This window comes from Marinobacter alexandrii (assembly GCA_039984955.1).
GTDB lineage: Bacteria > Bacteroidota > Bacteroidia > Cytophagales > Cyclobacteriaceae > Ekhidna.
The window spans coordinates 780,602-804,833 of the sequence record JBDWTN010000005.1 but is presented as its reverse complement, the minus strand read 5'-3'; the positions used below and the strand labels follow the sequence as shown (position 1 = coordinate 804,833).

Annotated in this window: 16 protein-coding genes; 6 read left to right on the top strand and 10 right to left on the bottom strand. The window is 39.4% G+C overall.

The features are described from left to right. Nucleotides 1-2 precede the first annotated feature (2 nt). From trpA to ABJQ32_04010, 3 genes are read left to right on the top strand one after another with little or no spacing between them, the layout of a single operon-like run. Entirely contained in the window at nucleotides 3-794 is a 792-nt protein-coding gene (gene trpA / locus ABJQ32_04020; protein ID MEP5288789.1) for a tryptophan synthase subunit alpha, read from the top strand. Continuing rightward, entirely contained in the window at nucleotides 791-1,798 is a 1,008-nt protein-coding gene (gene aroF, locus ABJQ32_04015; protein ID MEP5288788.1) for a 3-deoxy-7-phosphoheptulonate synthase, read from the top strand. The genes trpA and aroF overlap by 4 nt, the downstream gene beginning before the upstream one ends. Nucleotide 1,799: 1 nt before the next feature. Continuing rightward, nucleotides 1,800-2,528 carry a phenylalanine 4-monooxygenase gene (locus tag ABJQ32_04010; protein ID MEP5288787.1) on the top strand — a complete coding sequence of 243 codons (729 nt, stop codon included), beginning with the start codon at nucleotides 1,800-1,802 and terminating at the stop codon, nucleotides 2,526-2,528. 3 nt (nucleotides 2,529-2,531) lie between these two features. Here ABJQ32_04010 and ABJQ32_04005 read toward each other — a convergent pair whose 3' ends face one another. Both ABJQ32_04005 and ABJQ32_04000 read right to left on the bottom strand, forming a co-directional pair. Next, nucleotides 2,532-2,840, bottom strand: a complete 309-nt coding sequence (locus tag ABJQ32_04005) for a hypothetical protein (protein MEP5288786.1) — start codon at nucleotides 2,838-2,840, stop codon at nucleotides 2,532-2,534. Between the two features lie 201 nt (nucleotides 2,841-3,041). Next, nucleotides 3,042-3,857: a M48 family metalloprotease gene (locus ABJQ32_04000; GenBank protein ID MEP5288785.1), complete on the bottom strand. Its 816-nt coding sequence runs from the start codon at nucleotides 3,855-3,857 to the stop codon at nucleotides 3,042-3,044. Between the two features lie 484 nt (nucleotides 3,858-4,341). On the opposite strand from ABJQ32_04000, the gene ABJQ32_03995 reads away from it, so the two are divergent. Continuing rightward, nucleotides 4,342-5,823, top strand: a complete 1,482-nt coding sequence (locus ABJQ32_03995; protein ID MEP5288784.1) for an NAD(P)/FAD-dependent oxidoreductase — start codon at nucleotides 4,342-4,344, stop codon at nucleotides 5,821-5,823. Nucleotides 5,824-5,846: 23 nt separating this feature from the next. On the opposite strand, the gene ABJQ32_03990 is transcribed toward ABJQ32_03995, so the two are convergent. Beyond that, a complete protein-coding gene (locus ABJQ32_03990; protein ID MEP5288783.1) occupies nucleotides 5,847-7,202 on the bottom strand; it encodes an SPFH domain-containing protein in 1,356 nt (451 codons plus the stop codon). Nucleotides 7,203-7,534: 332 nt separating this feature from the next. On the opposite strand from ABJQ32_03990, the gene ABJQ32_03985 reads away from it, so the two are divergent. Together ABJQ32_03985 and ABJQ32_03980 are read left to right on the top strand one after the other, a co-directional pair. Continuing rightward, entirely contained in the window at nucleotides 7,535-8,584 is a 1,050-nt protein-coding gene (locus ABJQ32_03985; protein ID MEP5288782.1) for an endonuclease/exonuclease/phosphatase family protein, read from the top strand. Nucleotides 8,585-8,746: 162 nt separating this feature from the next. Continuing rightward, entirely contained in the window at nucleotides 8,747-13,594 is a 4,848-nt protein-coding gene (locus tag ABJQ32_03980) for a T9SS type A sorting domain-containing protein (GenBank protein MEP5288781.1), read from the top strand. Between the two features lie 2 nt (nucleotides 13,595-13,596). On the opposite strand, the gene ABJQ32_03975 is transcribed toward ABJQ32_03980, so the two are convergent. From ABJQ32_03975 to ABJQ32_03945, 7 genes are all read right to left on the bottom strand, one after another. Next, on the bottom strand, nucleotides 13,597-14,040 hold the full coding sequence (locus ABJQ32_03975; GenBank protein ID MEP5288780.1) for a DUF4440 domain-containing protein: 444 nt from the start codon (nucleotides 14,038-14,040) through the stop codon (nucleotides 13,597-13,599). Between the two features lie 35 nt (nucleotides 14,041-14,075). Continuing rightward, on the bottom strand, nucleotides 14,076-14,702 hold the full coding sequence (locus tag ABJQ32_03970; protein ID MEP5288779.1) for a DNA-3-methyladenine glycosylase I: 627 nt from the start codon (nucleotides 14,700-14,702) through the stop codon (nucleotides 14,076-14,078). 74 nt (nucleotides 14,703-14,776) lie between these two features. Then, nucleotides 14,777-15,193, bottom strand: a complete 417-nt coding sequence (locus ABJQ32_03965) for a hypothetical protein (GenBank protein ID MEP5288778.1) — start codon at nucleotides 15,191-15,193, stop codon at nucleotides 14,777-14,779. 116 nt (nucleotides 15,194-15,309) lie between these two features. Next, entirely contained in the window at nucleotides 15,310-16,782 is a 1,473-nt protein-coding gene (locus tag ABJQ32_03960) for a T9SS type A sorting domain-containing protein (GenBank protein ID MEP5288777.1), read from the bottom strand. Nucleotides 16,783-17,018: 236 nt separating this feature from the next. Continuing rightward, on the bottom strand, nucleotides 17,019-20,450 hold the full coding sequence (locus ABJQ32_03955) for an amidohydrolase family protein (GenBank protein ID MEP5288776.1): 3,432 nt from the start codon (nucleotides 20,448-20,450) through the stop codon (nucleotides 17,019-17,021). Nucleotides 20,451-20,720: 270 nt separating this feature from the next. After that, nucleotides 20,721-22,157: an alpha-amylase gene (locus ABJQ32_03950; protein MEP5288775.1), complete on the bottom strand. Its 1,437-nt coding sequence runs from the start codon at nucleotides 22,155-22,157 to the stop codon at nucleotides 20,721-20,723. 176 nt (nucleotides 22,158-22,333) lie between these two features. After that, on the bottom strand, nucleotides 22,334-24,214 hold the full coding sequence (locus tag ABJQ32_03945) for a glycoside hydrolase family 13 protein (protein MEP5288774.1): 1,881 nt from the start codon (nucleotides 24,212-24,214) through the stop codon (nucleotides 22,334-22,336). Between the last annotated feature and the right edge of the window lie 18 nt (nucleotides 24,215-24,232).

Below are 24,232 nucleotides of genomic sequence, written 5' to 3'. Positions count from 1 at the left end.
TCATGAATGATCAACTAGTTATGAATCGAATTGATCAGGCGTTCAGTAAAAAGAAAGGTGTTTTAAATATCTATTTTACTGCTGGATATCCGGCTTTAGAAGATACACTCAGGATAGCTAAAGATCTGGAAGATGCAGGAGCTGACATGCTTGAAATAGGGATGCCTTTTTCTGACCCAGTGGCAGACGGACCTACAATTCAAGAGAGCTCTCAACAGGCGCTAGAAAATGGGATGACCATCGAACGACTGTTTGAACAACTTAAAGACTTAAGAAAAGAAGTAAGCATCCCCGTTCTCCTTATGGGATACGTGAATCCTATCATTCAATTTGGTGTAAAACAATTCTGTAATAAATGCGAGGAGGTAGGTGTGGACGGTGTGATCATTCCAGATTTACCCATGCAAGAGTATTTAGATAGCTATCAAACACATTTTAAACAAAAAGGAATCCACAATATTTTCTTAATCAGTCCCAATACCTCTGAAGACAGGATCAAAGAGATTGATAGAAACTCGGGAGGGTTTATTTATGTGGTTTCCTCTTCTAGTATCACTGGAGCAAAAAAAGGAGTTCAAGATGGACAAGTTGAATACTACAAAAGAATCCAATCAATGGATTTGGACAATCCTCAATTGATAGGTTTCGGTATTTCAGATAAACAGACTTTCGAGACCGCTTGCAACTACTCCGATGGAGCAATCATTGGAAGCGCATTCATTAAGAAGTTAATGCAAGGATCTGATAAAGATTCAATTAAAGAATTTGTAAAAAGTATTAAAGGAATAAAATGATTATTCAATTAGAAAAGGGTGTAAATGGAGAAGTACTTCAATCAGTAGAGAAAGAGCTTCAATCATTGAATTACAAGACCACTCATGTGCAAACACAATACGGGAGTTACCTCATTGGCACAGGAAAGAAACAATTCGATATCAGGAAGATTGGACACCTCAAAGGAATAAAAGACATCCATGTGGTATCTGATGATTATAAGCTAGTTTCGGCGAAATGGAAAGTTAACCCTACGGTCATTGATCTTGGAGATGATGTGAAGATAGGAGGAGGACACTTTTCACTTATGGCGGGACCATGCAGTATTGAGGGGGAAGAGAATATCCTGGATACCATCCAATTTTTGAAACAAAACAATATCAAGATTATGAGGGGCGGAGTTTACAAGCCACGAAGCTCACCCTATTCTTTTAGAGGCCTTGGAATAGATGGTCTCAAGCTCTGGTATAAGTTGGCCAAAGAAAATGGCATTAAAATCATCACAGAAGTAATGCAGGTCTCACAAATAGAAGCTATGCATGATTATGTTGATATTTTTCAAGTGGGAGCTAGAAATACGCAGAATTACAATCTGCTAGATGAGTTAGGAAGAGTTGATAAGCCTGTGATGATCAAAAGAGGTATTTCAGGAACGATTGATGAGTTGCTATATAGTGCTGAGTATGTCTTCTCCGGTGGAAACGAGCGATTGTTACTATGTGAGCGAGGTATTAGGACGTATGAAAAGGCTTCTAGAAATACATTTGATATCAATGCAATACCTATTCTAAAAGAGAAATCTCATCTCCCCGTAATTGCAGATCCATCTCATGGTATTGGGATTCGAGATCATGTGGGAGCGGTAGCTATGGCCTCTACAGTCGCAGGAGCGGATGGCGTGATCTTTGAGACGCACTGCCGCCCAGAAGAAGCCTTCTCTGATGGTCAGCAGACGCTTGATTACACAGAAGGTGAAAAATTGATAGAAAAATTAAAAACTCTAAATAGCTTAACCGCGAATTAGCATGCAGCAGATTTACGAAAACTACACCAAAGAAGATTCTGAAGTTTGGAAGATCTTATTTGATCGTCAAATGAAGCAGTATCCTACGCATGCATGTCAGGCATTTCTCGAGGGACTTAAAATAGCGAATTTTGAGACTGGACTAATTCCCAATTTCACAGAAACTAACCAGATTTTGCAGGACACCACAGGATGGCAGCTTGCAGTTGTGCCAGGGATTGTTCCTGACTATACATTTTTTGAATTGATGGCCAATAAACGATTCCCAGCTACTACATGGTTGAGAAAGATGAAGGAACTTGATTATCTGGAAGAACCTGATATGTTTCATGATGTATTTGCTCATGTGCCGCTATTGACAAATCAGCACTTTGTCAATTTCCTGGAAGAACTCAGTAAGATTGGGTTAGAGTATGTTGGTAACGATTATGCTATTGAATTGCTCTCTAGAGTTTATTGGTTTACCGTCGAGTTCGGTTTGATTCAGGAAAAAGAAGGTTTAAGAATATATGGAGCTGGAATACTATCCTCCGCTGGAGAAACTAAGTTTTCTCTAAGTGAAGAACCTCCTAAGCATCCATTTAGCATAGAACATATGCTGGATACACCATATAAAAAAGATAAGTTTCAAACAGAATATTTCATTACGGAATCATATGAACAGTTGTATAATTCTATTCCTGAAATCAAAAAATTGCTAAAGAAACAAGTCGACTTAGTGAGTGCTTAATGTTTACTTATCGGGATATCGAGTAATATTTTCTTCAGGAAAGGTTTTCCTAAACTCTTTTTTTAACTCTTTATTCTGAGCTAATCTATTGGTTAGTTGATGAATTTTATAGAGTAATTTATAGTGAGCTGAGTTTTTACGATCAAAATTCTTCTTTGCAAATAGATAGCTGATTTCTGCGGCTTCCGCAATTGAAAGATTATAGAAAAAATTGTTTAGTGCTCTTGTCTCGTCTGGATATTGATAAGTGTTGTTCCGAACATAAACTGGGAGTCTTTTGTCGTTTTTAGCCAGAGCTATTTCATAAAGCATTCTACTTATGTGTAAGTCAATTTCTGAATTGGAACGCGTGATTTCTTTTAGTGAAGCGCATTGTGTATTCCAAAGTCGTAATTCTTGTTTTTGTGAAACGCACTAGTTAATTCTAACCTTGAGCGCTCGGTAATAGATTGTGAAATTTTGATAGGATCAGATTTTGAACCACCTAAGTAAGCATAAATTTTGTCAAGACGTTCACCTTATGTCAGGATGAGTAGAAATCGAATCAACGTTTAATAGATGAGTAAGAAGGTTATTATTTTGCTGTACCCTTTTTGTATCTAGCCAACGTCTTTTAAATGGAAGTTCATCAAAAATAAACTCATCAAATAGTTTTCGTTCCAAGGGATTCGATGGATAATAAACAGATCGGAGATAGTTTAAGGTTTTGAGCCCTGAATTGCTATTAAGTCCACAATTTTTAATCATAATCATTGCTAGTGAATCAGCTTCTAGCTCATGTTGTATGCTATTTTTGAACAGACTCTTAAACCAACTTTGTACATATTGAAGGTCTTCTAATGTCATCTTACCTTCTGGGATTTTGTTAATTCTTTTCATTACGGGGCTTGAAGATTCCTTCCTGGTATGTTTATCAATCCTAGTCCTGAGATGATTGAGATGATAGTGTGCAATTTCATGAGCCATTATAAAAGCTAATTCTTCTTCATATTCTAGTGAAGCTAGAAGACCAATGTTAAGTGTCATTGTGCCTTCGCCGTATGACGCTGCATTTAGAAATCCATCCTTTTTAATGAGTATTTTTTTTATTGGCTTAATTGATGGATTACATTGGTTGAGTCTTTTATTTATAGAATAGATTAGATCATTAATTTCTTTATCATTAATCAAGTATTCTTTTTCTACTAGGTTGATTAAATAGTTAGTTGTATGACGATATGTGGCCGTATGACTAGAATTTTCAGGTTGATTGTGGCTGAGAATTTCGTCTCTTTTTTGTTTACGTAATTCTGCTATTAATTCAGTAGAATTTTGGTCGAATACTTTCATGTTTGGTCCTTGAGAAAAACAAACAATCTTCGTAAGACAAAAAAAGATAATCGTTGGTAATCGATAGAATAACATGTGGATAAATACGTGGAAAACTGAAGTAAAACTTGTTGAAAACTAGGTAGTTATATTTTTTGAGGATGCAAAATTACAAGCTAAATTAGTATTATCAAACAAAGGATAGGAATCTGAAATTTAAAGTTTCCAGCCTGAAGAAGGGAAGTTGATTTTAAGTTTGGCTTAGGTCAACGAAGTTTGAAAAGCTGTCTTGGAAATGCGGCCGCAGGGGCAACTCTCGGAGGCGCATCCAAAGGAGACCGAACAGTAGTTTGAAGTATTGCAGTTGCTTAGGCAGTTGCAGTATTAAAAGGGTGAAGATCAGTTCTGATTCTTCACCCTTTTTGTTTTTAATGCACTTTGAAGAAGTCACCAATTTATCAATTCATTCAAATCCTTATCTTTAGGGAAACAATCGCCTAGCCAAATGAAGAAATTTGATGTCTGTGTTATCGGTGGAGGTCCTGCTGGTTATGCTGCAGCCATGCGTGCTATTGATTTCGGAAAACGAGTAGCACTTATTGAAAAGAATAAACTTGGAGGAGCGGGAATACATCAAGGTGCTCTCTGGAGTAAAACTTGGTGGGAGATATCAAGGGAAGCGAAGATGATCAACCTTCATGGAAAAGCGCTTAACCTTGGAAACACTGAATTTAGTTTTGAGAAAGTTCAAGGAGAAGTAAACCAAGCAGTGGATGAGCGCGTCGAATTGCTTACTCACCACATGGAAAACATCAATCTTGGTTTGGGTGATGAGTTGTTTGAATTCATTCATGGCACGGCTAAGGTTACAGGAAAGAATACCATTGAGGTTTCAGGAAATGGCAAAGATCATTCCCTTGAGGCTGATTTTATTGTCTTGGCTACTGGTAGTGTTCCTCGGAAATTACCTCATTTGCCTATTGATGAGGAAATCGTTTTCACGTCAGATGGTTTAAATAATCTCAAGACTTTTCCTAAATCTATTGTGATTGTAGGAGCCGGAGTGATTGGTTGCGAGTTTGCCACAATATTCTCCAATTTTGGCCACACAAAAGTTCACCTTATCGATAAAGGAGATCGAATCCTTCCTTTTGAAGATGAAGATGTAGTGAGAGTCATTGAGAAGAATCTGGAGAAGAAAGGCGTACTCATCCATCGAAATTCCAAGCTTATTGAAATGAAAGTGGATGAAGGAGAGGTTGTCTATATCTTGGAATACAATGATGGAACCAAGGAGAGTTTTAGAGTAGAGAAGGGACTCATATCTATAGGTAGAATTCCACAATATGATCAATTACTTGATGAGGCGCTGGGCGTGGAGGTTGATAGTCGTGGTATTAAAGATGACTTAACTCAAACTTCAGTATCGAATATTTATGCTGTGGGAGATATAACGGCGGACATTTCTTTGGTTAATGTCGGCGAATTAGAAGGAAGATATGCGATAGAACGAATCTTCGGCCAACCAGAACAACCTCTGATCTATAAAAATATTTCTACAATCATGTTTCTGGATCCTGAAGTAGCCGGCGTGGGAATGAATGAAATACAAGCGAAACAAGCAGGACTGGAATATCGAACGGTAAGCTTGAGTTATAGCACCATTTCACGAGCTACTGCGATGAGAAATACAGAAGGATTCATCAAAGTACTTGTGACAAACGATGAGCAGATGAATATTCTGGGAATGCGTGTGGTTGGAGAGCATGCATCTAGCGCTATACAGGCTGTAGCATTACTGATCTCACAAGATAAAAGTATTAAAGAGTTAGCTGAGTTGATTCATCCACATCCATCCATCATAGAAGGTATTCAGGAATGCGGTAGAATACTGATGGGGAAACCACTATTCAAACCTCGTGTGTTGAGAGATGCGATCAGGTGTCAGGTGTGGGATGGAAAAAAATATGAAGATCTAGTAAAATAAAAGGGCTCAAAAGAGCCCATGTTTTAGTTTCCAAAATTTGCATTGTCATTCGTAAGTTGCTTTGCCATAGCAGCTCCTATCAAGGATTCAAGTGGAGTGCCTCCGCTATCTTGCCCTCCGATAATCATGGTAGAAGGGAAGGCCAATTTAGATAGCTCTGCTGCGACCCCAACAGAGGTTTTGTATTGCCACTCTGCTTTCTCTTGAGGCGTTAAGCCGGCAATCACCAATTTAGCGTTCTCATATGCTTTAGCATCAGCGGAAACCTTCTTTTGCTGTGCTTTCAGACGTTCTGTCTCTAATGAGATAGCTGCGAGCTCCTTGTTAGTTCGCTCTTGCTTCAGTTTGGTCTCAATGGCAATCAATTGCTTTACTTGTTCTTTTTCCTGAGTTACACGCTCTCCCGCTTTATCACGTTCTCCTTCAGCAATAATTCTGGATTGAGCTGCTTTTGCAGTTTCAACTTTTTGCTGCTCAATTTGACGTTTAGCTGATTCATCTCTTTGAGCTTCTAAACGCTGTTTGAATATAGGCTCCAATACAACATCATCTACAATGACCTGAGATACGATAATGTTGTTCTCAGTTAGCTCATGAGGAATTCGCTTAGGTAAACCATCCAGAAGCACTTTTTCTACGGTGTAGCTAGTTCGTATTTCCTTAATTGAGCGATCGGTCTTTGTTTTTTGTACCGTTGCAAATACCGTGTCGCGATGTTCAATTTTGATAACAGCATACGCTCCATCTTTCAATTGCTCATCCAATGTTTGTCGGAAACTCTGAGCTTCTCCGGAAATGTAGTCCTGTGCAGCATACATATATCCAGTGTTGTTCGTTTGCTCCCGTATGGTTGGGATCAGCGTATTCTGTACCAGGTTATCCATTGTACGATACTTGATTGCAAGAGTGATGAAGTCTTCCTCGTTTGTTGGAAGTTGAAACCTTCCTGAGATTTTCACTTCGGCAGTTACCTGATCAATGAATCGGATAGGAATTGGCTTCATCAATCCTTCAATATCCTTTAATTCATCACCCGGATCTACCACTTTCACATCAATGTACTTTTGCCAGGGCACTACTTTTGCGAATCCTCGGAACTTAATTCCCTGATTCATCACTACATCACTTTTACCAGTAGGGTACACGAGGAAATATTGATACCCTGGTTCTGCCCAAAAGAATAGATAAGGTAGCATAGCAATCAAAAATCCTGCTGCTGCAATAAAAAGTGAAATTTTCTTAGAAAACATCAGGAAGAAAGGAGGTGCCTTGCGCCGGATAAGTACACCATCTTCAAATTGATCATGGTCGCTCAATTGAGGACGTAGATAAAACATGAATAGCCCAAATAAAATAATAATTATACCAAGTAAGATCATAGGTTTTCAAATTTAGAAGTGAAACATATATTAAAAATTTGTGTAGTTGCTTTTACAAATACACAATTATATATACGTTGATAATTTTACTAATGTTTCATTTTTAAGAATATTATTTTGATAATCAATTAATATATGATTGATAATACTTAATATTAATTATTATTAGAATTATATACTAATAGTGTGTTATTGCTGGAAATTATTGAAATATTATTCTGATAAAAATTGCAGTAATAAGCTGATAATGAGTTAGGTATACTTTGTGTGTATTTGTTTATACAAATATTTGATAATTCTTCTGGAGTATTCGTTTAGTTATATTAGCCGAAGTGAAAATTGTCCTACTGATACTCAGCATAATTTTTATCATTTCTTCTATAGCTCCACTCTCAAAGCGTGAAGAATGGTGGATCAGAGGATTTGATTTTCCTTTTGTGCAATTCACTGTTCTTGGGGCTATATGTATTATTGGTTGGTTATTCGTTTATCAATTTGAGGGGGTAGGAGAGGGCTTTATTGTTGGATTATTGTCTGCTTTCTTCATTTATAGGATAACAGTTATAGTTCCTTACACAAGCCTATATAGAAAAGCGCTTCCAAAAAGCGAGAAAGATACAACGCGGTTAAAAATCCTGAGTGCTAATGTCTTAATGAGTAATGATAATTATGAAGGGTTTCTAAAAGTAGTAAAGGATGTAGATGCTGACTTATTGCTGCTTGTTGAGGTAGATCAAAAATGGCATGCTAGTATTCGAACAGCTCTTGATGAACTATATCCAAACAGTGTAGCGCATCCATTGAATAATACGTACGGCATGATCTTATATGCCAAATGTCCTTTGAAGGAATCAAGTATTGAATTTCTTGTAGAGGAAGACGTTCCTTCCATTCATACGAAGATTGAGTTAAGCTCTGGAGAACTAATACAGTTTTATGGATTACACCCAAGACCACCGGCTCCTGGTGAAAATGATGAGTCTACGCAGCGAGATGCCGAACTTGTTGTGATTGGGAGAAAAGTGAAGGAGAGTGAAATACCAGTAATTGTAACTGGCGATATGAATGATGTAGCATGGTCTCATACTACACGTCTCTTTATGAGACTCAGTGGACTGTTAGACCCTAGAGTGGGGAGAGGGTTCTTCAATACCTTTCATGCACAAAAATATTTGCTTAGATGGCCGCTTGATCATGTGTTTTTAAGTCATCATTTTCGAGTTGCGGGAATGAAGAGGCTAAATAATTTTAACAGTGATCACTTTCCAATATTTATAGAGGTGACGTTAAATCCATCGACCCATGCAATTGTATCTAAAGAATATGCAGATAAAGAGGACAAAGAAGAAGCTTCAGACAAGTTAGATAAGGTAGATATTTAACTTTAGTTGCATACCTTATAATGGTATTTTTTAAAGATTATGATATAATTATAGCGTTAAGTATAATATACTTCCCGAATCAAATCTTACAAATTTGATAATAAGTGATTCTCTTTATTTGACTGTTTTTTCTTTAGCTTTCTGTTTTTAAACCACCCAGTTATGGCCTCACCAGCACATTTTCCATTGGGTTTAATAGCTACCGTCTTGGCTCAATCCAGATTTATTGTCAATAAATCCAGGTTGATTCTATTGATTGTGCTATTATCCTCCAACTCAATATTTTCACAAGTTCTTATTAACGAAGTTGTTACCGATCCTCAACAGGATTGGAGTGCAAATGGATTTGATGGAACCATAGGCGGAGTTACTGTCACTCAGGGTACTGATGAATGGATCGAATTATACATCACTGCCAATGGCCTGGATCTGACCGGATGGACCATAGAGGTCACGGATGGAGGTTTTTTTAGTGGAGACTTAACCAGTAGAGATGCAACTAGTACAGGAGCTTTTCAGGAGAGTGTGTATTTTGGATCAGGATCATTTACCAATACACAAGCTGGAGATTACCTAGTGCTAGGGAACCCTCTTTCTAGTGAGAGTATGACAAATGATGTTTTCATTGTCTTGAGAGATAACACAAGTGCAATAGTTGATGATCTGGAGATCGGAGATGATGTAGAAGGAGATGGAGACGGAGATGGAGCGCATGATGGAACTGCTTCAGGTGGAGATGCATCTGGGATAGATGATGAGTCCGTGGCTAGAATTGCCAATGGAACAGATACAGATAATGACCTGAATGATTTTCAACAGGTAAGATCAACATTAGGGTCTGAAAATGGACTTGCTAATGTCTTTGTAGACGCCTCTGTAGCAAATGATGATGGCTTGGGTATAGCTAGTGAGCCTAAACAATTCATTCAGTCAGGAATAGATCTGGCACTAACAGGAGGGACTATATCTGTTGTGCAAGGCACCTATGCTGAAAGCATCTCTATAACTAAATCTCTTACCTTAAATGGAGCTAATCAAGGTATTGCTGCCTCTGGAAGTCGTGGTACAGAAGCGATCATTGAGCCAGGATCAAATAATGTAGGAATAACTATTACATCTGATGATGTAACTGTTGATGGCTTTCAATTTGGAACAAATAGTACTACCTCTAATATCACGACAGGCATCTCAAGTGATGGAAATACTGGACTGAGTATTCAAAACAATGTTATTAACGCAAATGGTGTTGGTATTTCAATCAACAATGCATCTTCTGGAAGCATTTTAGTGGATGATAACCTCGTTGCGATGATCAACCTGGAAGATCCATTGAATGCTGCTGTGGCAAGTATTGGAATTTTGACTCAAAACCTTACTGGAACCACAGATGCTGACTTTACAAATAATGATGTTCAAACTGCCTCATATGGTTTTTTTGGCTATAACATTTCATCATCGACAACAGGAGTCATTAGTGGTGGGTCATACACAGCATGTACAAAAGGAATCGAAATCAATAATACAGATGGCTTAGGCAATTTCAATCCTAGTACAGTGGATATTCAGAATGTGACTATGTCAGGTTTCACAGGTCCGGATGCTGACTTAGCTCAACCTGATACTCAAGCTGGTATTTATGCATTCGTGACGGGTAATGCCACTGCAACCGATGACTTAATTATCTCTATGGATAATATTGACATTTCAGGAATTGGAAATGGAAACACCGACTATGCAGCCATTTATATGGCAGATTTTCAAGCCGCGGGTCCATTTGATGGAAGCGATGATGATGGAATAGCGATTACAGCAACATTATCGAATAGCAACATTCATGATAATCTTAACAGAGGTATATATTCCAGAGGAAGAAATGCAATAACAACGGTAAGTCAAACTTCGATAACAAGTAATGGATCAAATCCTTTTAGTTCAGGAGCTGGTGGAGTTGTTTTTGCAAGAGGTACTTTGAATATTTCAAATTGTACGATCATTAATCCCGGATCAGGAACGGTAGATGCTTTGCTTGCGCAATCCAGTGGAATCATTTCAGCATCGGACAATAGTTTTGATCAAAATGGAAATGGAGATTTAGCTGAGATACAATCTGGTGGAACAATAGATTTGTCTAGCAATTGGCTGGGAACTACTACGCAAACTACAATTGAAGGATTGGTTGATTTGACAGGGGTTGATTTTACTCCTTGGTTAGCAGATGGGACTGATACAGATCTGGTTACATCCGGTTTTCAAGGAGACTTTAGCAGTTTGATCGTAGGTGCAGCAGGAACACAAACTGGAAGTTCTGGTAGAATAAGTGAAGGAATCACGTTGGTGAGTGCAAGCGGGACTGTTACAGTAAATGCTGGTACCTACTCAGAGAATTTATCCATTGGTAAGTCCGTTACCCTCAATGGCGCTAATCAAGGAACGGCAGGCTCAGGTACGCGTTTAGCAGAATCCATTATTGAGCCAGGTAGTGCCAATGTAGGGATATTGGTTGGAGCTGCAGATGTTACGATAGATGGCTTCCAATTCGGTGCTGATAATGCATCCTCTAATCATTCAACGGCAATTTCCAATACTGGATTTGCTGGATTAACCGCATCTAACAATGTTATTTTTGCTAACTCTGCTGGCATAGCCATTAGCGGAATTACTTCTGGTAGTTTAACTATTTCTAGTAACGCTATTGAGATGTTAAACCTTGAAGATCCACTTAACGCTACGAATCCTAGTTTTGGGATTAATGCTCAGAATATAACAGGTACAACTAATGCTGACTTTTCCAGCAATGATATTCAAACAGCATCCTATGGTTTCTTTGGGTACAACTTGAATGCAACACCCACTGTAAGCATAGATGGTGGGATCTACACTGGGTGTGTTAAAGGAATCGAAATAGATAACACGGATGGTGTTGGGTTTAATCCTAGCACGGCCAGTATTTCCAATGTTACCATGTCAGGATTTGTAAACCCAGATGCGGATGTTGCTTCCCCGGATGCACAAGCAGGCATCTATTCATTCGTATCGGGCTCTGCTACCTCCGCTGATGATATCACGCTTGTGATAAGCGGGGTAGATATTTCAGGGGTAGGCAATGCCGCCAGCGATTATTCTGGTATCTATCTGGGTGACTTTACGGACGATGATGTCTCTATTGATTATACAATTACTGATTCAAACATTCATGACAACCTGAATAGAGGAATATTTGTGAGGGGAGAGGATGCTACGGCCAACGTGAGCACATCGACTATCACTGGGAATGGATTTGATCCAAGAGGAACAGGAGGAAATCCTGGCTTTAGTATCATAGCTAGAAATGGTGGGACAGCTATTGTTGATCAATGCGTGATTACGAATGCAGCAACTCAGTCTAACTTTACAACAACAGGATTACATGCTTCGGTGGGCGGAAGTATAACTGTATCGAATAGTTCCATTACCAATAATGGTAATGGAACTATTGCACAAGGCATAACCGGAAGTACCATGAATCTTTCGGCAAACTGGTTAGGTTCATCTGATGAGATCACAATTCAATCATTTTTATCTTCTTCTACACTGATAGATATTACACCATGGTTAAATGATGGAACAGATTCTGATGGTGTTTCAGTCGGTTTTCAAGGTGACTTTGATGCCATTACGGTGACGACATTTGGAACGCAGACTGGAGGTGCTTCTGATAGACTTCAAGAAGGACATGATCTGGTAAATACAGATGGCTCCATTACAATTCTTCAAGATGACTATGCTGAAACACTGACTGTTTCAAAAAACGTAGGTATTAATCCACAAGCTGGCACTACCATTGATGATGTTACACTTAATGGAGGTGATTTTTCAGTATTGTCAAATTTAGAGATCAATAGTATACTGACTTTAACAAGCGGTATTTTAGATATTGATCTGGATGATGGAGATAAGTCAGATGATCCAACGCTTACCTTGAATAGTGTAGTAGCAGGGTCTTTTAATGCGAGCAATCACATAGAAGGAAAAATGGAAGTTGCTATTGGAGCAGCAGGTTTTTATACTTTTCCCGCAGGAGATGAGGGCGCATATCGGCCTGTAACACTTACTCCAACCAATGCGACAACTTTTTCTGTTTCACATATTGCTGAAACTACACCTGTAGGTGGTGGAACTTTTGGAGATGTAAGAGACCTTCATGGAACAGCAAGTGCGGAACTTACTGGTAATATAGAAAGTACCTTAGATTTTCGTTATTGGGGCATTGATGTGGTTGCGGGAACTCCCGGAAATACCAATGTAGCTATTGAAATTGATGGAGGAGATAATGCGACGGATGCATCTACGATGGGGATTTTGCGTTTCGATGGTACAGATTGGCAAGAGTTGTCTCTGGTAGGTGCTGCTGGCACTGATCCATTTGTCATTACTGCTCAAACGTCGACTTTCAGTGAATTCACTATTTATTCCACGGATTCTGATGCTAACCCACTACCCGTAGAATTGATTGATTTTAGTGGCGAAATGGAAAATAGATTGGTAAGACTTGTATGGTCAACATTGTCTGAAAGCAATTCGGAATATTTTCAGATAGAACGATTGAATCAAGAAGGAACTGAGTTTGTATCCATGGGAAAAATATCGTCTCAAGGAACTAGTAATATCAGGATTGACTATCAATTTACTGATGTTGCGAATCAGACAGGTAAACTATACTATCGATTAAAGATGGTGGACTTTGACGGGTCTTTTGAGTATTCTTCGACCATCATAGTGTTACCTGATTTGTCAGATATTAGCATAAAAGTATACCCAAATCCTGCCACAGATTTCATTCAAATTCAAGGAATTGAAGAAGGATACTTTAAGAAGGCAGTTTTTTATGATTTGAAAGGAAAGCTTCATAGAAGTATCGATAGTATGGAGCAAAATTTATTGCCGGTTTCTGATTTGTCTGAAGGCCATTACTTGATTCGGGTAGAGCTGGTAGACGGAAGTGTGTATCAAGGAAAAGTTGTAAAAGATTGATATTAGTCCCAAACAAACCTCCAATTGCCGTCCTCTTGCCTTTTCCATACGGTATGAAAAATTCCCTTGCTTTCCTTTTTGATGCCGGTAGAATCTGTTGAAGAAAAAACATAGTTACCATATGTATAGGCAAGGTCTCCCGAACTACTTACGTCGACGAAAGTAGGCTTCCAGGTGAGTGTTTCATTCGGTCTTACGTCTTCCTTATACCAATCTCGAATGGCTATTTTCCCTTTTACGATCTTTCTGTTTCTTTTAATTACCCCATCAACTGCAGCAAAATGATGGAACGCCTCTATAAGACCTTTTTCCTGAGCCATGTCATTAAAGTCTTTCTCAACTTGTATGATTTCTGATTTCCATTGATCAATGTTATTCGTTTCCTGGTTGCTACACCCACTTAAAATGATGCTAAAAAAAGTAATGATTGGTGTGTACTTAACCATGAGATAATGATTGATTGCTCCTTAATAAAGATACTTCAAGGAATTTGAAAAACTTTCATCTCTCTTAAACACTCTTCTCTATAATGACATCCTGAAAAGTGATCATTGACTATGCCCACTGATTGCATCATTGCATACATATTGGTAGGCCCTACATAGGTCCAGCCTCTTTTCTTTAATGCTCTGGCTAATTCTTCTGACTCTTTGGTTTTGGTGACCTCCTTCAAAGTTTGTGGATTGAATTCACCCGGCCGGTTCTTTGAATCAGGACGAAAACTCCAAACGAATTTGGCCAATGATCCAAATTCTTCAATCATAGCAGGCATTCTTTTGGCGTTATTGATCACTGATTTAAGTTTCCGCTTATTCCGAATCAGTCCCTTGTTTTGCATCAAGACATTTAGTTTTTCTTCATCATAGCTTGCTACTTTTTCATGATCGAAGTTGTCAAATGCCTCTCTGAAATTTTCTCTTTTCTTTAACAAGGTGATGTATGAAAGACCCGAGACAAAGCCTTCAATGCAGATCTTTTCAAATAGCCTTCTGTCTTCTGAAACGGGACGGCCCCATTCTTCATCATGGTATTTCTTGAAGTCTGCGTCATGTATGAGATAAGAACATCGTACCTTATTGTCAGGACCTTTGACTAAGTAATCTTTCATGTATCGAACTTTGAGAGGATGAAAGAATCTTCAATTTGTTTAGGATAAAAAGGCATTGAAATTGAGTTATTGATCTAGTCGATGATACTATCGTGAGTTTTGTATATGAACTCAGTTGATAAAGAATCTTTTTCCATGTGGAACGTCAAATTTGTGAACTCCGCTCCGCGGTAAGTCACCCCCTTCTTTTCTCTTAGGTTTTCTAATCGATCCCAATGATTCATTGTTAGAGTGAGTATTGCACATAGATCATCGCCTTGAACATAAAAGTATAAAGATTCCTTCTCGTCTTGTGCCTCATACTTTTGAAGCCAATAAGTCAGTTTTGATTGATCTACCTGCTGTAATTGAGAGGCTAATTCTGCCTTATACACATCAGATTCAGGACTATAATTACTGAATATGAGATTTTCATTGTTGCATTCTGGTCTCTCACAAGAGGTCAATACCGTTGATACAATGATAGAAAATAGAACAAAAAATGTTTTCATACCAATTAAATATAATCTTATCTCTTACAAAAAAGAAAGCCGAACTTTTCAGCTCGGCTTTAGATAGGTTGCTAGTTGGTCTCCTTATACCCCATCAAGGGGTGCTTTCAAGGTGTTTATTCCATTTTTGAGAACCTCTCCGTTAGAACAATTTCTTCAAAAGATGCTCTAAGTATATAATTCCCTCGGAAAAAACCAGAAATGTCGATTTTGTTGGAGGAGGACGAGTGTTCATTATGATAGACCAGTTCTCCTGTCATATCAAAAATACTAACTTCGAAATTTTCTACTCCTGCCACATGTACGCTTATATATTCTGAAGCAGGATTAGGAGACAATTTCATGACGGGATCAGAGACGGGATTAGGATCGCAGTATTTATACTCAAAGTAAATCGTTTCAGTTTGAGCAGGTGCAGTAACACTATATTGAAGCCTGTAAATTTTATTAAGTACTGCTAAGTTGCCGCCACCCCAAAGTGGAGTTAAACTAATATACGAACCAGCGTCTCCGGTTCCCGCATCGGTGTACATTGGTCCAATAGGTTGTAAAGAGTTGTTCACTTCGACAAGCGATATACTCCAAGTTTTCTCACATGAAGTGTCCCGAACTTTGAAATTATTGGCCGACCCTAAGCACAATTGTTCAACTGTATAAGTCGCGACCCCAACCGTATGGTCTCTTGTGCTGCTGTTTAGCAAATCAACATCCAGTGATACCGGGTTTATCTCGAAAAAATAGACTTCACTGTTCCAACAAGCCCCAACATTTAGCGATACACCATAAATTTTTCCGGGATCAAATCCAGCAGAGTAGAATTGATGAAGATGTACTATGCCAAAGGCTTGGTTTACGATTGGAGAGAGCTGCTCAGTTCCAGGTATTTTTTGCCATGAATTCAGGTCGAATTCAAATACTTCCCAACTATACCAATCTCCAATAGAATTCATGGTATTTAGATAAATATCATCATTAGGTGCAAACCCAGCAACTTCCATATTTCCATAGAATGAAGGATATTCATTGACACAGTTTGGAAATAATAATTCGCCTTCAGCATTCGTATTCCCGGGTACTGTTTCGGTGATGATGAAGTTTCTAGAATTGTACCAAGGCTCCCAATCCTTCCACACATTGCAGCCTATTTTTTTCAACCTGTATTCAACATGGACATAGTAAGCGGAGTGCTCTACAATATTTGGTACGTTTATGGTTGTTGTATTAAGTCCGTTGTTTGCATTATACCCAATTGGTCCACTGTCATAGCCAACATAATTGATTGAGGTATATTGTCCATTATTACAATCATAGTTTTTATACAATACATAGACTCTATATTCCGCATCGATATAATCGCCGCACCAAGATTTGTCTTCCTGGAAAGTAAGCTGAAGATCCATAGAAGTCACTCCGCAGTGAGGGGCAAACGTGTTATTACTCACATCGAAATCAGATAAGTTGATAATGGAAGCATCGACTCCTTCAAACAATGAGCTGGTTCCTGAATCGTAATTAGGCGTTGTGCATTGCGCACCAAGTTGGCTGGCCAAGCCAAAAATTAAAAGCCCAGATAACATAAGATTTTTCATTTTCATAGCTTGAATCAAATATTTAGTTCGCGACAAAAGAACCTGCTCAAATGTGTGAAACCATTGTATTTAAAGGGTTATGTGATAAACCTCGCTGAAAAAGGGACGAACCCAGATCTAATTTCATGATTAGTCTACATATGAATACTGCAAGAGTACATATGAGATACTCTCATAGTCAATAAAAAAAGCCGAACTTCTCAGTCCGGCTTTAGAATAGGTTGGTGATAGATTTCTTATTTCTCTCCCGGTAGATTTTTCTTATCAGGTCCATCTTTTACCCAGTAGAAATCAGGCGCTTTCTTTTCCTGTGGATACACTTCATCAAGCGTATTGCTATTGTAAAGCCTGCCGTTCTTCATCACTTGAGAAATGGTATTAGTGTTTCTAATGTTATCCAACGGATTTTTGTCCATGATCACCAAATCTGCAAGCTTGCCAGCTTCAATGGATCCCAGGTCTTTACTTAATCCAATGGCTTTAGCTCCAAGAATGGTAGCCACTTTCAATGCATCAATCTCTGGAACGCCTCCGCTTTGCACAGCCCATAGTTCCCAGTGGTATCCGAGTCCCTGCAACTGTCCATGAGAACCAACACCCGCAATACCACCTTCTTTGACTAAGTCACCTACAAATTCACTATGCCTGGAGAAGATGTGCTCATCCTTGATGAACCAAGCTCTTCTTCTTCTTGCTTTTTGATCAATTTCTATCTTAGGAGTGAAGAAGTTTAGCTTAGAGTCTCCCACTACATTTTCGGTAGCGTAGAAGTATTCCTCTGCCCAAGGTCCACCATATGATACCAAAAGGGTAGGCGTATAGGCCATTTGTGCTTTTGAAACCATCTGGGTAATATCTCCATAGATCGGGTGGATAGGGAAGGAGTGCTCATGTCCCGGATACCCATCGATTAGCTGAGTTAAATTGAGTTTCATATCTAAGGCGCCTTCCGTGGTTGGCATGAGTTTTTGCTCTTTAGCAGCCTGAATAATCCACTGTCTGTGCTGACGATTACCTGTCATGTACATCTTAATGGTTTTTGTATTGAAGTATTCTGAATATTGCTTCAATACATCTTGTGCTTGCTTGAGGCTCTTCAGGTTATAATACCAGAAGCCTACACCTGGACCCGTTGAGTAAACTCTTGGTCCTAACAAATCTCCTGTTTCTACCATGTCAGAGTAGGTGAGTACATCTGTTGTAGCAGTTTGCGGATCTCTAGTGGTAGTTACGCCATAGGCCAGGTTGGCGGCATACATCCAAACCTGATTCTTTTGAAGTCCCCAGTTTGGCCACATGTGAGAGTGCGTATCTACAAACCCAGGAGTGATAGTTTTGCCGCTCATGTCCATGGTTTTAACACCGTTGGGAGCGTCTAAAGATCCTGATGCACCCACCGCTTTGATTCGGGCATTTTCAATAAGAATATCACCGTTTTCAATAACCTCGTCTCCTTTCATTGTCACAATTCGAGCGCCAGTTAAAAGGATGGTTCCTTTAGGAATATCCTTTTCTACATTCACTTTTACACGAATTTCATTAGGCTTGTATCCTTCATCTTCTTCCTTTTCTTTATCCTCTTCATCTTCACTTTTTTCTTCGTCTTGGTCAGCTTCAGAGTCTTCTTCTTTTTCCTCTTCTGTTTTATTCTTTTCTTCCTCCTCTTTCTTCTTTTTTTCTTCTGCTTCTTTCTTTTTCTTCTCCTCAAGTTCCTTCTTCACTTTTTTTGCTTCCGCCATATCGTATGCGAAATAGGCATTTCCGAGTGTGAAGTTGACGGTGTTCCCATCCGCATTCCAGTGAGCAAACTCTCCACCAAACGTGGTAAGTTTCCATGAAGGAAATGATGCACTTTCTGGATTCGAAACAGAGATCTTCACCGTTTCCGCCCCTACAGGTGGTACAGTCACTACAAATACATCATTGTTGATTTTAGCCAAAGCTCGATCACCTTTAGGCGCCATGGTAATGTACTGTGCGTTACTTGGTGTTCGCTTTGGTTCAGTGAATGTTTCCTCGAGTGCATGATTATGTACGAGCGCCGGATAAGTCATGATCCCTGTGACCTTGATGTGTACTTTCTCATCCGTACCATCCCAACGCATGGACATCAATCCTTTGCCACCATGATACATATAGATACGATCATTACTTTCCACAAAGTGAAGGTTTCCTCTTCCGCCTGAAGATTTGATCTTCGTAGTATTTCCTCCGTTTGCACTGATCCATCCAAGGTGCATTTGAGCTCCAAAACTGAAGGGATCCACTGCATCCTCATAGGCTTGAGAAGGGCCGTATACGAACGCAATTCGATTCGTTTTCGCATCCCATGCAATGTTATTATATGTGCCAGATTGATTGGTCAGTTTAGCTGGTCTACCACCAGAAGCTTTCACTTTATAAATGTTTCCTTCTGTTCCTTCCCAGGTAGCAAATGCGATGTATTGTCCATCTGGAGACCACTTCGGCATAGCTTCTGTGAAATCATTCTTCGTCAATCTTTTTGGTTCGCCATCTGGATAGCTCATCACATAAAGTCTATTCAGAGCTGTGAATGCTACTTTACTTCCATCAGGAGAGCGAACAGCATCTCTTATCTGATTGGCTACCATCTCCTTCTCATCAAGGATAGGGTAATCAAACTGTACCATCGGTCCGAAATCTAATTCTTCGTCTACCTCGAATGGTATCTCAGAAGCATCTCCACCGTTGATAGGCACTCTCCAAATCTTACCTCCATAAGAAGCAATCACGGATTGATTATCTGGCGTAAATGACATGGCTGGATAAACTCCTAAACGAGCTCTGGATTCTTGATCATCTCTTCGTACTGGAAATGCTAGCCAGTTTTCCTCTCCTGTTTGGAGATTACGTTTCATCAAGCCAGTTTCGGTGTTGTAGCGAGTACCATACACAAGCCATTTCCCATCGGAAGAAAGGGTGGGAGAGAAGGCTGATCCGTATTGATTGGTTTGGGTGGAAATTTCTCCTGTTTCTCTGTCATATGTTGCGATCTGATACTGTGGCATTGCCGCGTTGTATTGCCATGATCCAAATCTTCTGGCAAACCAAATGTATCGCTCATCACTACCGAAGGCAGGCTCAACAGTTTGAAGTGGATCTGGCTTTTTAGTCAACTGAATACCACTTCCACCATCTTTATGGTACATGTGAAGTTTCAATACTCTGCCACCTTTTGAAGCGATTATGTATTTTCCATCTGGAGTCCATTCTGCCGCCTGATAGTATTTGTCTTTATCTTTTGTGATTTGCTTTGCTTCTGCAGTTGTATCTGACAGATCAAGTGTCCAAATATTCTCGGAACCACTTTTATCTGAAGTAAAAACGATAGACTTTCCATCTGGACTATAGCGAGGGTGCGTATCAAATGCCATTCCTGAGGTAACAGGGGTTGCTTTACCTCCACTTATGGGCATAGTGTAGATGTCTCCCATCATATCGAATGCGATGTTTTTCCCATCAGGGCTTACATCCAATGATATCCAGGTTCCTTCCTTGGTCTGAAGACGAATTTTACGCTCTGGCTCTAAAGGAAGTTCTTTGGTTGATTTTTTCTCTTTTGTAGTGTCTGAATCAGATTTTTTTTCTTCCTGACCAAACACCATTGCACTCATGAGAGTGAGTAGTGCTAATAAATAGTTTCTCATGTCTTTTAGATTGGATTAAGAAGCCAAGATATCTCAAAATCATAAGAGCAGAATGAGAAGTTACACGAGTGGAACTTGAAAAAAGGGAGCCTCAAAAGTCGTCATCGCGAGCCTGCCTGTCGGCAAAGGCAGGGAATCGAACGGTTCGCCATAGCGACGATCTCATGATAGAAAAATGCTTTTAAATCTTTTGAGATAGCTTCACTTTGTTCGCTATGACGTTTATATAGGATTTTGAGGCACCCTTTTTTATACATATCTATAAAATATCTAACTGTTTGGAGACCAAATACTGTAACTATTGGGAGGACTCTGAATTTTGACCCATCCATTACCCTGAGTTGTGGGAAACCATCCAGAATTACCAGTGAAATCCTTGATTTGGGTGTTATTCCAATTTGTTGGGACCCATCGCTCTTTCCAAGAATTTGAATTATTGATATAGACTATTAAACCAGGATTGCCATTGTATCCATTTCTTCGAGCGATATATTCATCATTGTCGACATGTAGAATACTGGTGGTTCCAGTGGCTTTATTATTATGTATCCAAATGAGGTTATCTAGTTTATCCTTATCAAGCCACTCCTCATAGTCACGATAGAAGATTGTTGGGTAGCCTTCATGGGTTAAGATGTAAGCATAAGCCAACATCTTACTCCAGATTTCATCTGTGTCATGATTTGTTACGAATGTGACTGCTTTGTATGGATTGCGTTTCCACATCATATCGTCATTCAAGACGTTCAGGTTATTCCCATCAAATGCATCATTCATTTTGTAGTAGCAAGCGAAATCAAACACGCTACTGTTTGCGGAATTTGCCCATGATTCCAGCCAGTTGACATCTGAGTCCCATAGCTCTCCCACGGAAAAGCCGCCCACAGCGTTGTTCCATGCAGCCACGACCCAAGGTTCAAATCCTTTGACATAGTCAAACCTCCAACCGTCAAAACCCATGGTGTTTTTATAGTACTTAGCCACACCATCTGAACGATTCCAGAGCCAATCTTGAACATATGGGACGTCATGACAGAGGTCAGGAAATCCACCAAAAAATCCTGAGTCCCCACCATGAACCCAATTCGGGTGAAAGTCATGTTGTGACCTTGGGAATTTCCCCGAAGCGACTCCAGTAAAATCTGTCCAGGTACTTGTGCCTGTGTATTGGTTGGGCTCTAATTGGCCACCACTATTGTGATTCAAGACAATATCTGCATATACCTCCATATTTTCAGCGTGTGCTGTATTGATCAATGTGAGGAGTTCTGACTTGGAGCCGAAACGTGTCTCCACAGTCCCGTTCTGATTGAAGTCCCCAAAATCGAAATAGTCTGTTGGATCATAGCCCATTGAGAATGCTCCATTTTGAGCTTTGGATACGGGTGGAAGCCATATAGACTGAATGCCGGCGTTAGACCATGCATTCACTTTGGTGTTTACCGTATTCCACCAGGTTCCACCAGCGGGTATATCCCAATAGAAGCCTTGCATCATTACACCACCACCTGGGCCTGCCGTGTACCTACCTTTCTCCTCATTGGAGTTTGTACTAGTACTGAATGGCTTGCCATCATGGTCTGTAACATGAACAATTGATGTGTTTTCTTGAGCCGTGTTGAGCTCAGTTACTTCACGTTCCTCTTCGCAACTAAACAAGAACAGTAAGTACCCGGTACCTAAAAGGATTTTAGTGAGTTTTTTCATAACTTAATATTTGGTTGTTTATCCTTATTAAGTTACTCAGATCGTTTCATAATTTTAACAAAATATAAATGTAAATACCTGATATTCAGTCATTTTTACATTTCATCTAACCCGAAAACGTTTGCGTACAATGAGATTTTTAATGATAATTGACATATAGCGGTATAAATATCAATCTATTTTGTCAAATCGAAGATGGATGTTTGCTTTGGGTTTACTTGAAAATCTTCTTCAAGATTAATTATTGAACCATCTATGACGTGCACTCCAGTTGAGTATTTATCAAGTATTTCAGCAAAACGATCTCTGGTAATTGTTTTTGCTTCCTCATTTCGATTCATGACTACCATTACTGCTTCATTGTCTGTATACCGGAAATAGACATAGATGTTATCCTCTGGAATGAAGTGTATCATTTTACCTTTATGTACTGCGGTTGAGGTCTTTCTCCAATGAGTTATTTTTCGTACGTACTCGAATGCTTCTTGCTCTTTTTTGGTGCGCCCTTCCTCGGTAAATACCGACCGATCATCTTCATTCCATCCACCAGGCATGTCAGCTCTTTTTCGTCCATCACCTTGTACATCATCATTGCCCCACATTAATTCGGTACCATAGTATACCTGAGGGATACCTCTTGTGGTCATGATGTAGGCGTACCCCATTTTGAATAGATCAGAATCATCTCCGACTTTCGTGAAAAAGCGATCGATATCATGATTATCCATAAAGATTACATTTTGCATGGGGTCAGCATACAAGCGATCTTGCGAAACTGCATAGTACAATTCTGAAAGCCCATTTTTCCATCCGAAATCATCTACCATAGCTCTGTCCAGAGCAAACATGATTTGAAAGTCTGTGACACTAGGCAGCTTAGAGTCGTATCCATCTTTTTCATTAGCATTATCGAATTGCCAGTAGGACTCATGTGCTACTTGCTCTACCCATGCTTCTCCTACAATGTTAAAATTTGGATAGGAAGACATTACAGTTGTCACCCAGTTAGATAAGTAGTCTTTGTAAGGGTACACATAAGTATCCATCCGAATACCGTCTACACCTGAATATTCAATCCACCAGATTGAGTTTTGGATGAGGTATTTAGCCAAAACAGGATTTCGCTGATCAAGATCTACCAACTCTGGAACAAACCATCCTTTTTGCAATCGATCTAAGTCGAATTGTGATGCGTGCGAGTCAGACTGAACTTCTCCTCTAAAATTGGTAGTGCCGTACTTTTGGAAATCATGCACCCAATCCTTTGCCGGTAAATCATTCATCCACCAGTGTTGATCACCAATGTGATTGTGAATCATATCCATGATGACCTTGATGTCCATGTTATGGCACTTTTCTACAAAGGCTTTAAATTCTTCATTGGTGCCAAATCGTCGATCAATTTTGTATAAGTCTGTTGCAGCATATCCATGATATGCACCATATGCTGGCTTCATGTCATTTTCAAAAGTAGGAGTAAGCCATACAGCAGTCATGCCTAAATCTTTGATGTAATCGAGGTGCTCATGAACTCCCTTTATATCTCCTCCATGCCTTCCATTAGGATTGGATCTATCTGCAGCTTCCAGCATTCCTTCTACTTTGTCATTTTCAGGATTGCCATTGGCAAATCGATCAGGCATGAGTAGGTAGATTACATCACTTGCATCAAATCCCTGATTACGATTAGCTTTATCAGACCTTGGCTTTAGTTCGAATGATTTTTTGGTTAGGGCATTGTTGCCATCTTTCAATTTGATTTCAAAAGATCCGGGAATGACCTTCTTTGAAACATCCAGGTTGAGAATCAAATAGTTAGGGTTTTCTAGTTTTTGAACGTCCTTAACTGCCACTCCTTTGTATTTGATTTCAACATCAAGCTCTCCAATGCCTTCGCCATACAGCATGATTTGTAGATCTGAGGTAGGCATTTCTATCCACCAAAATGGTGGGTCCATCTTTTCAATGGACTGAGAATAGATGAATGCGCTGATTAGCATGAATGAAAAATAGGAGAGGAGTCTCATAGGCCTGTATTCAAATAAAAAAAGCGACATGTTGCCGCTTTTTTGACA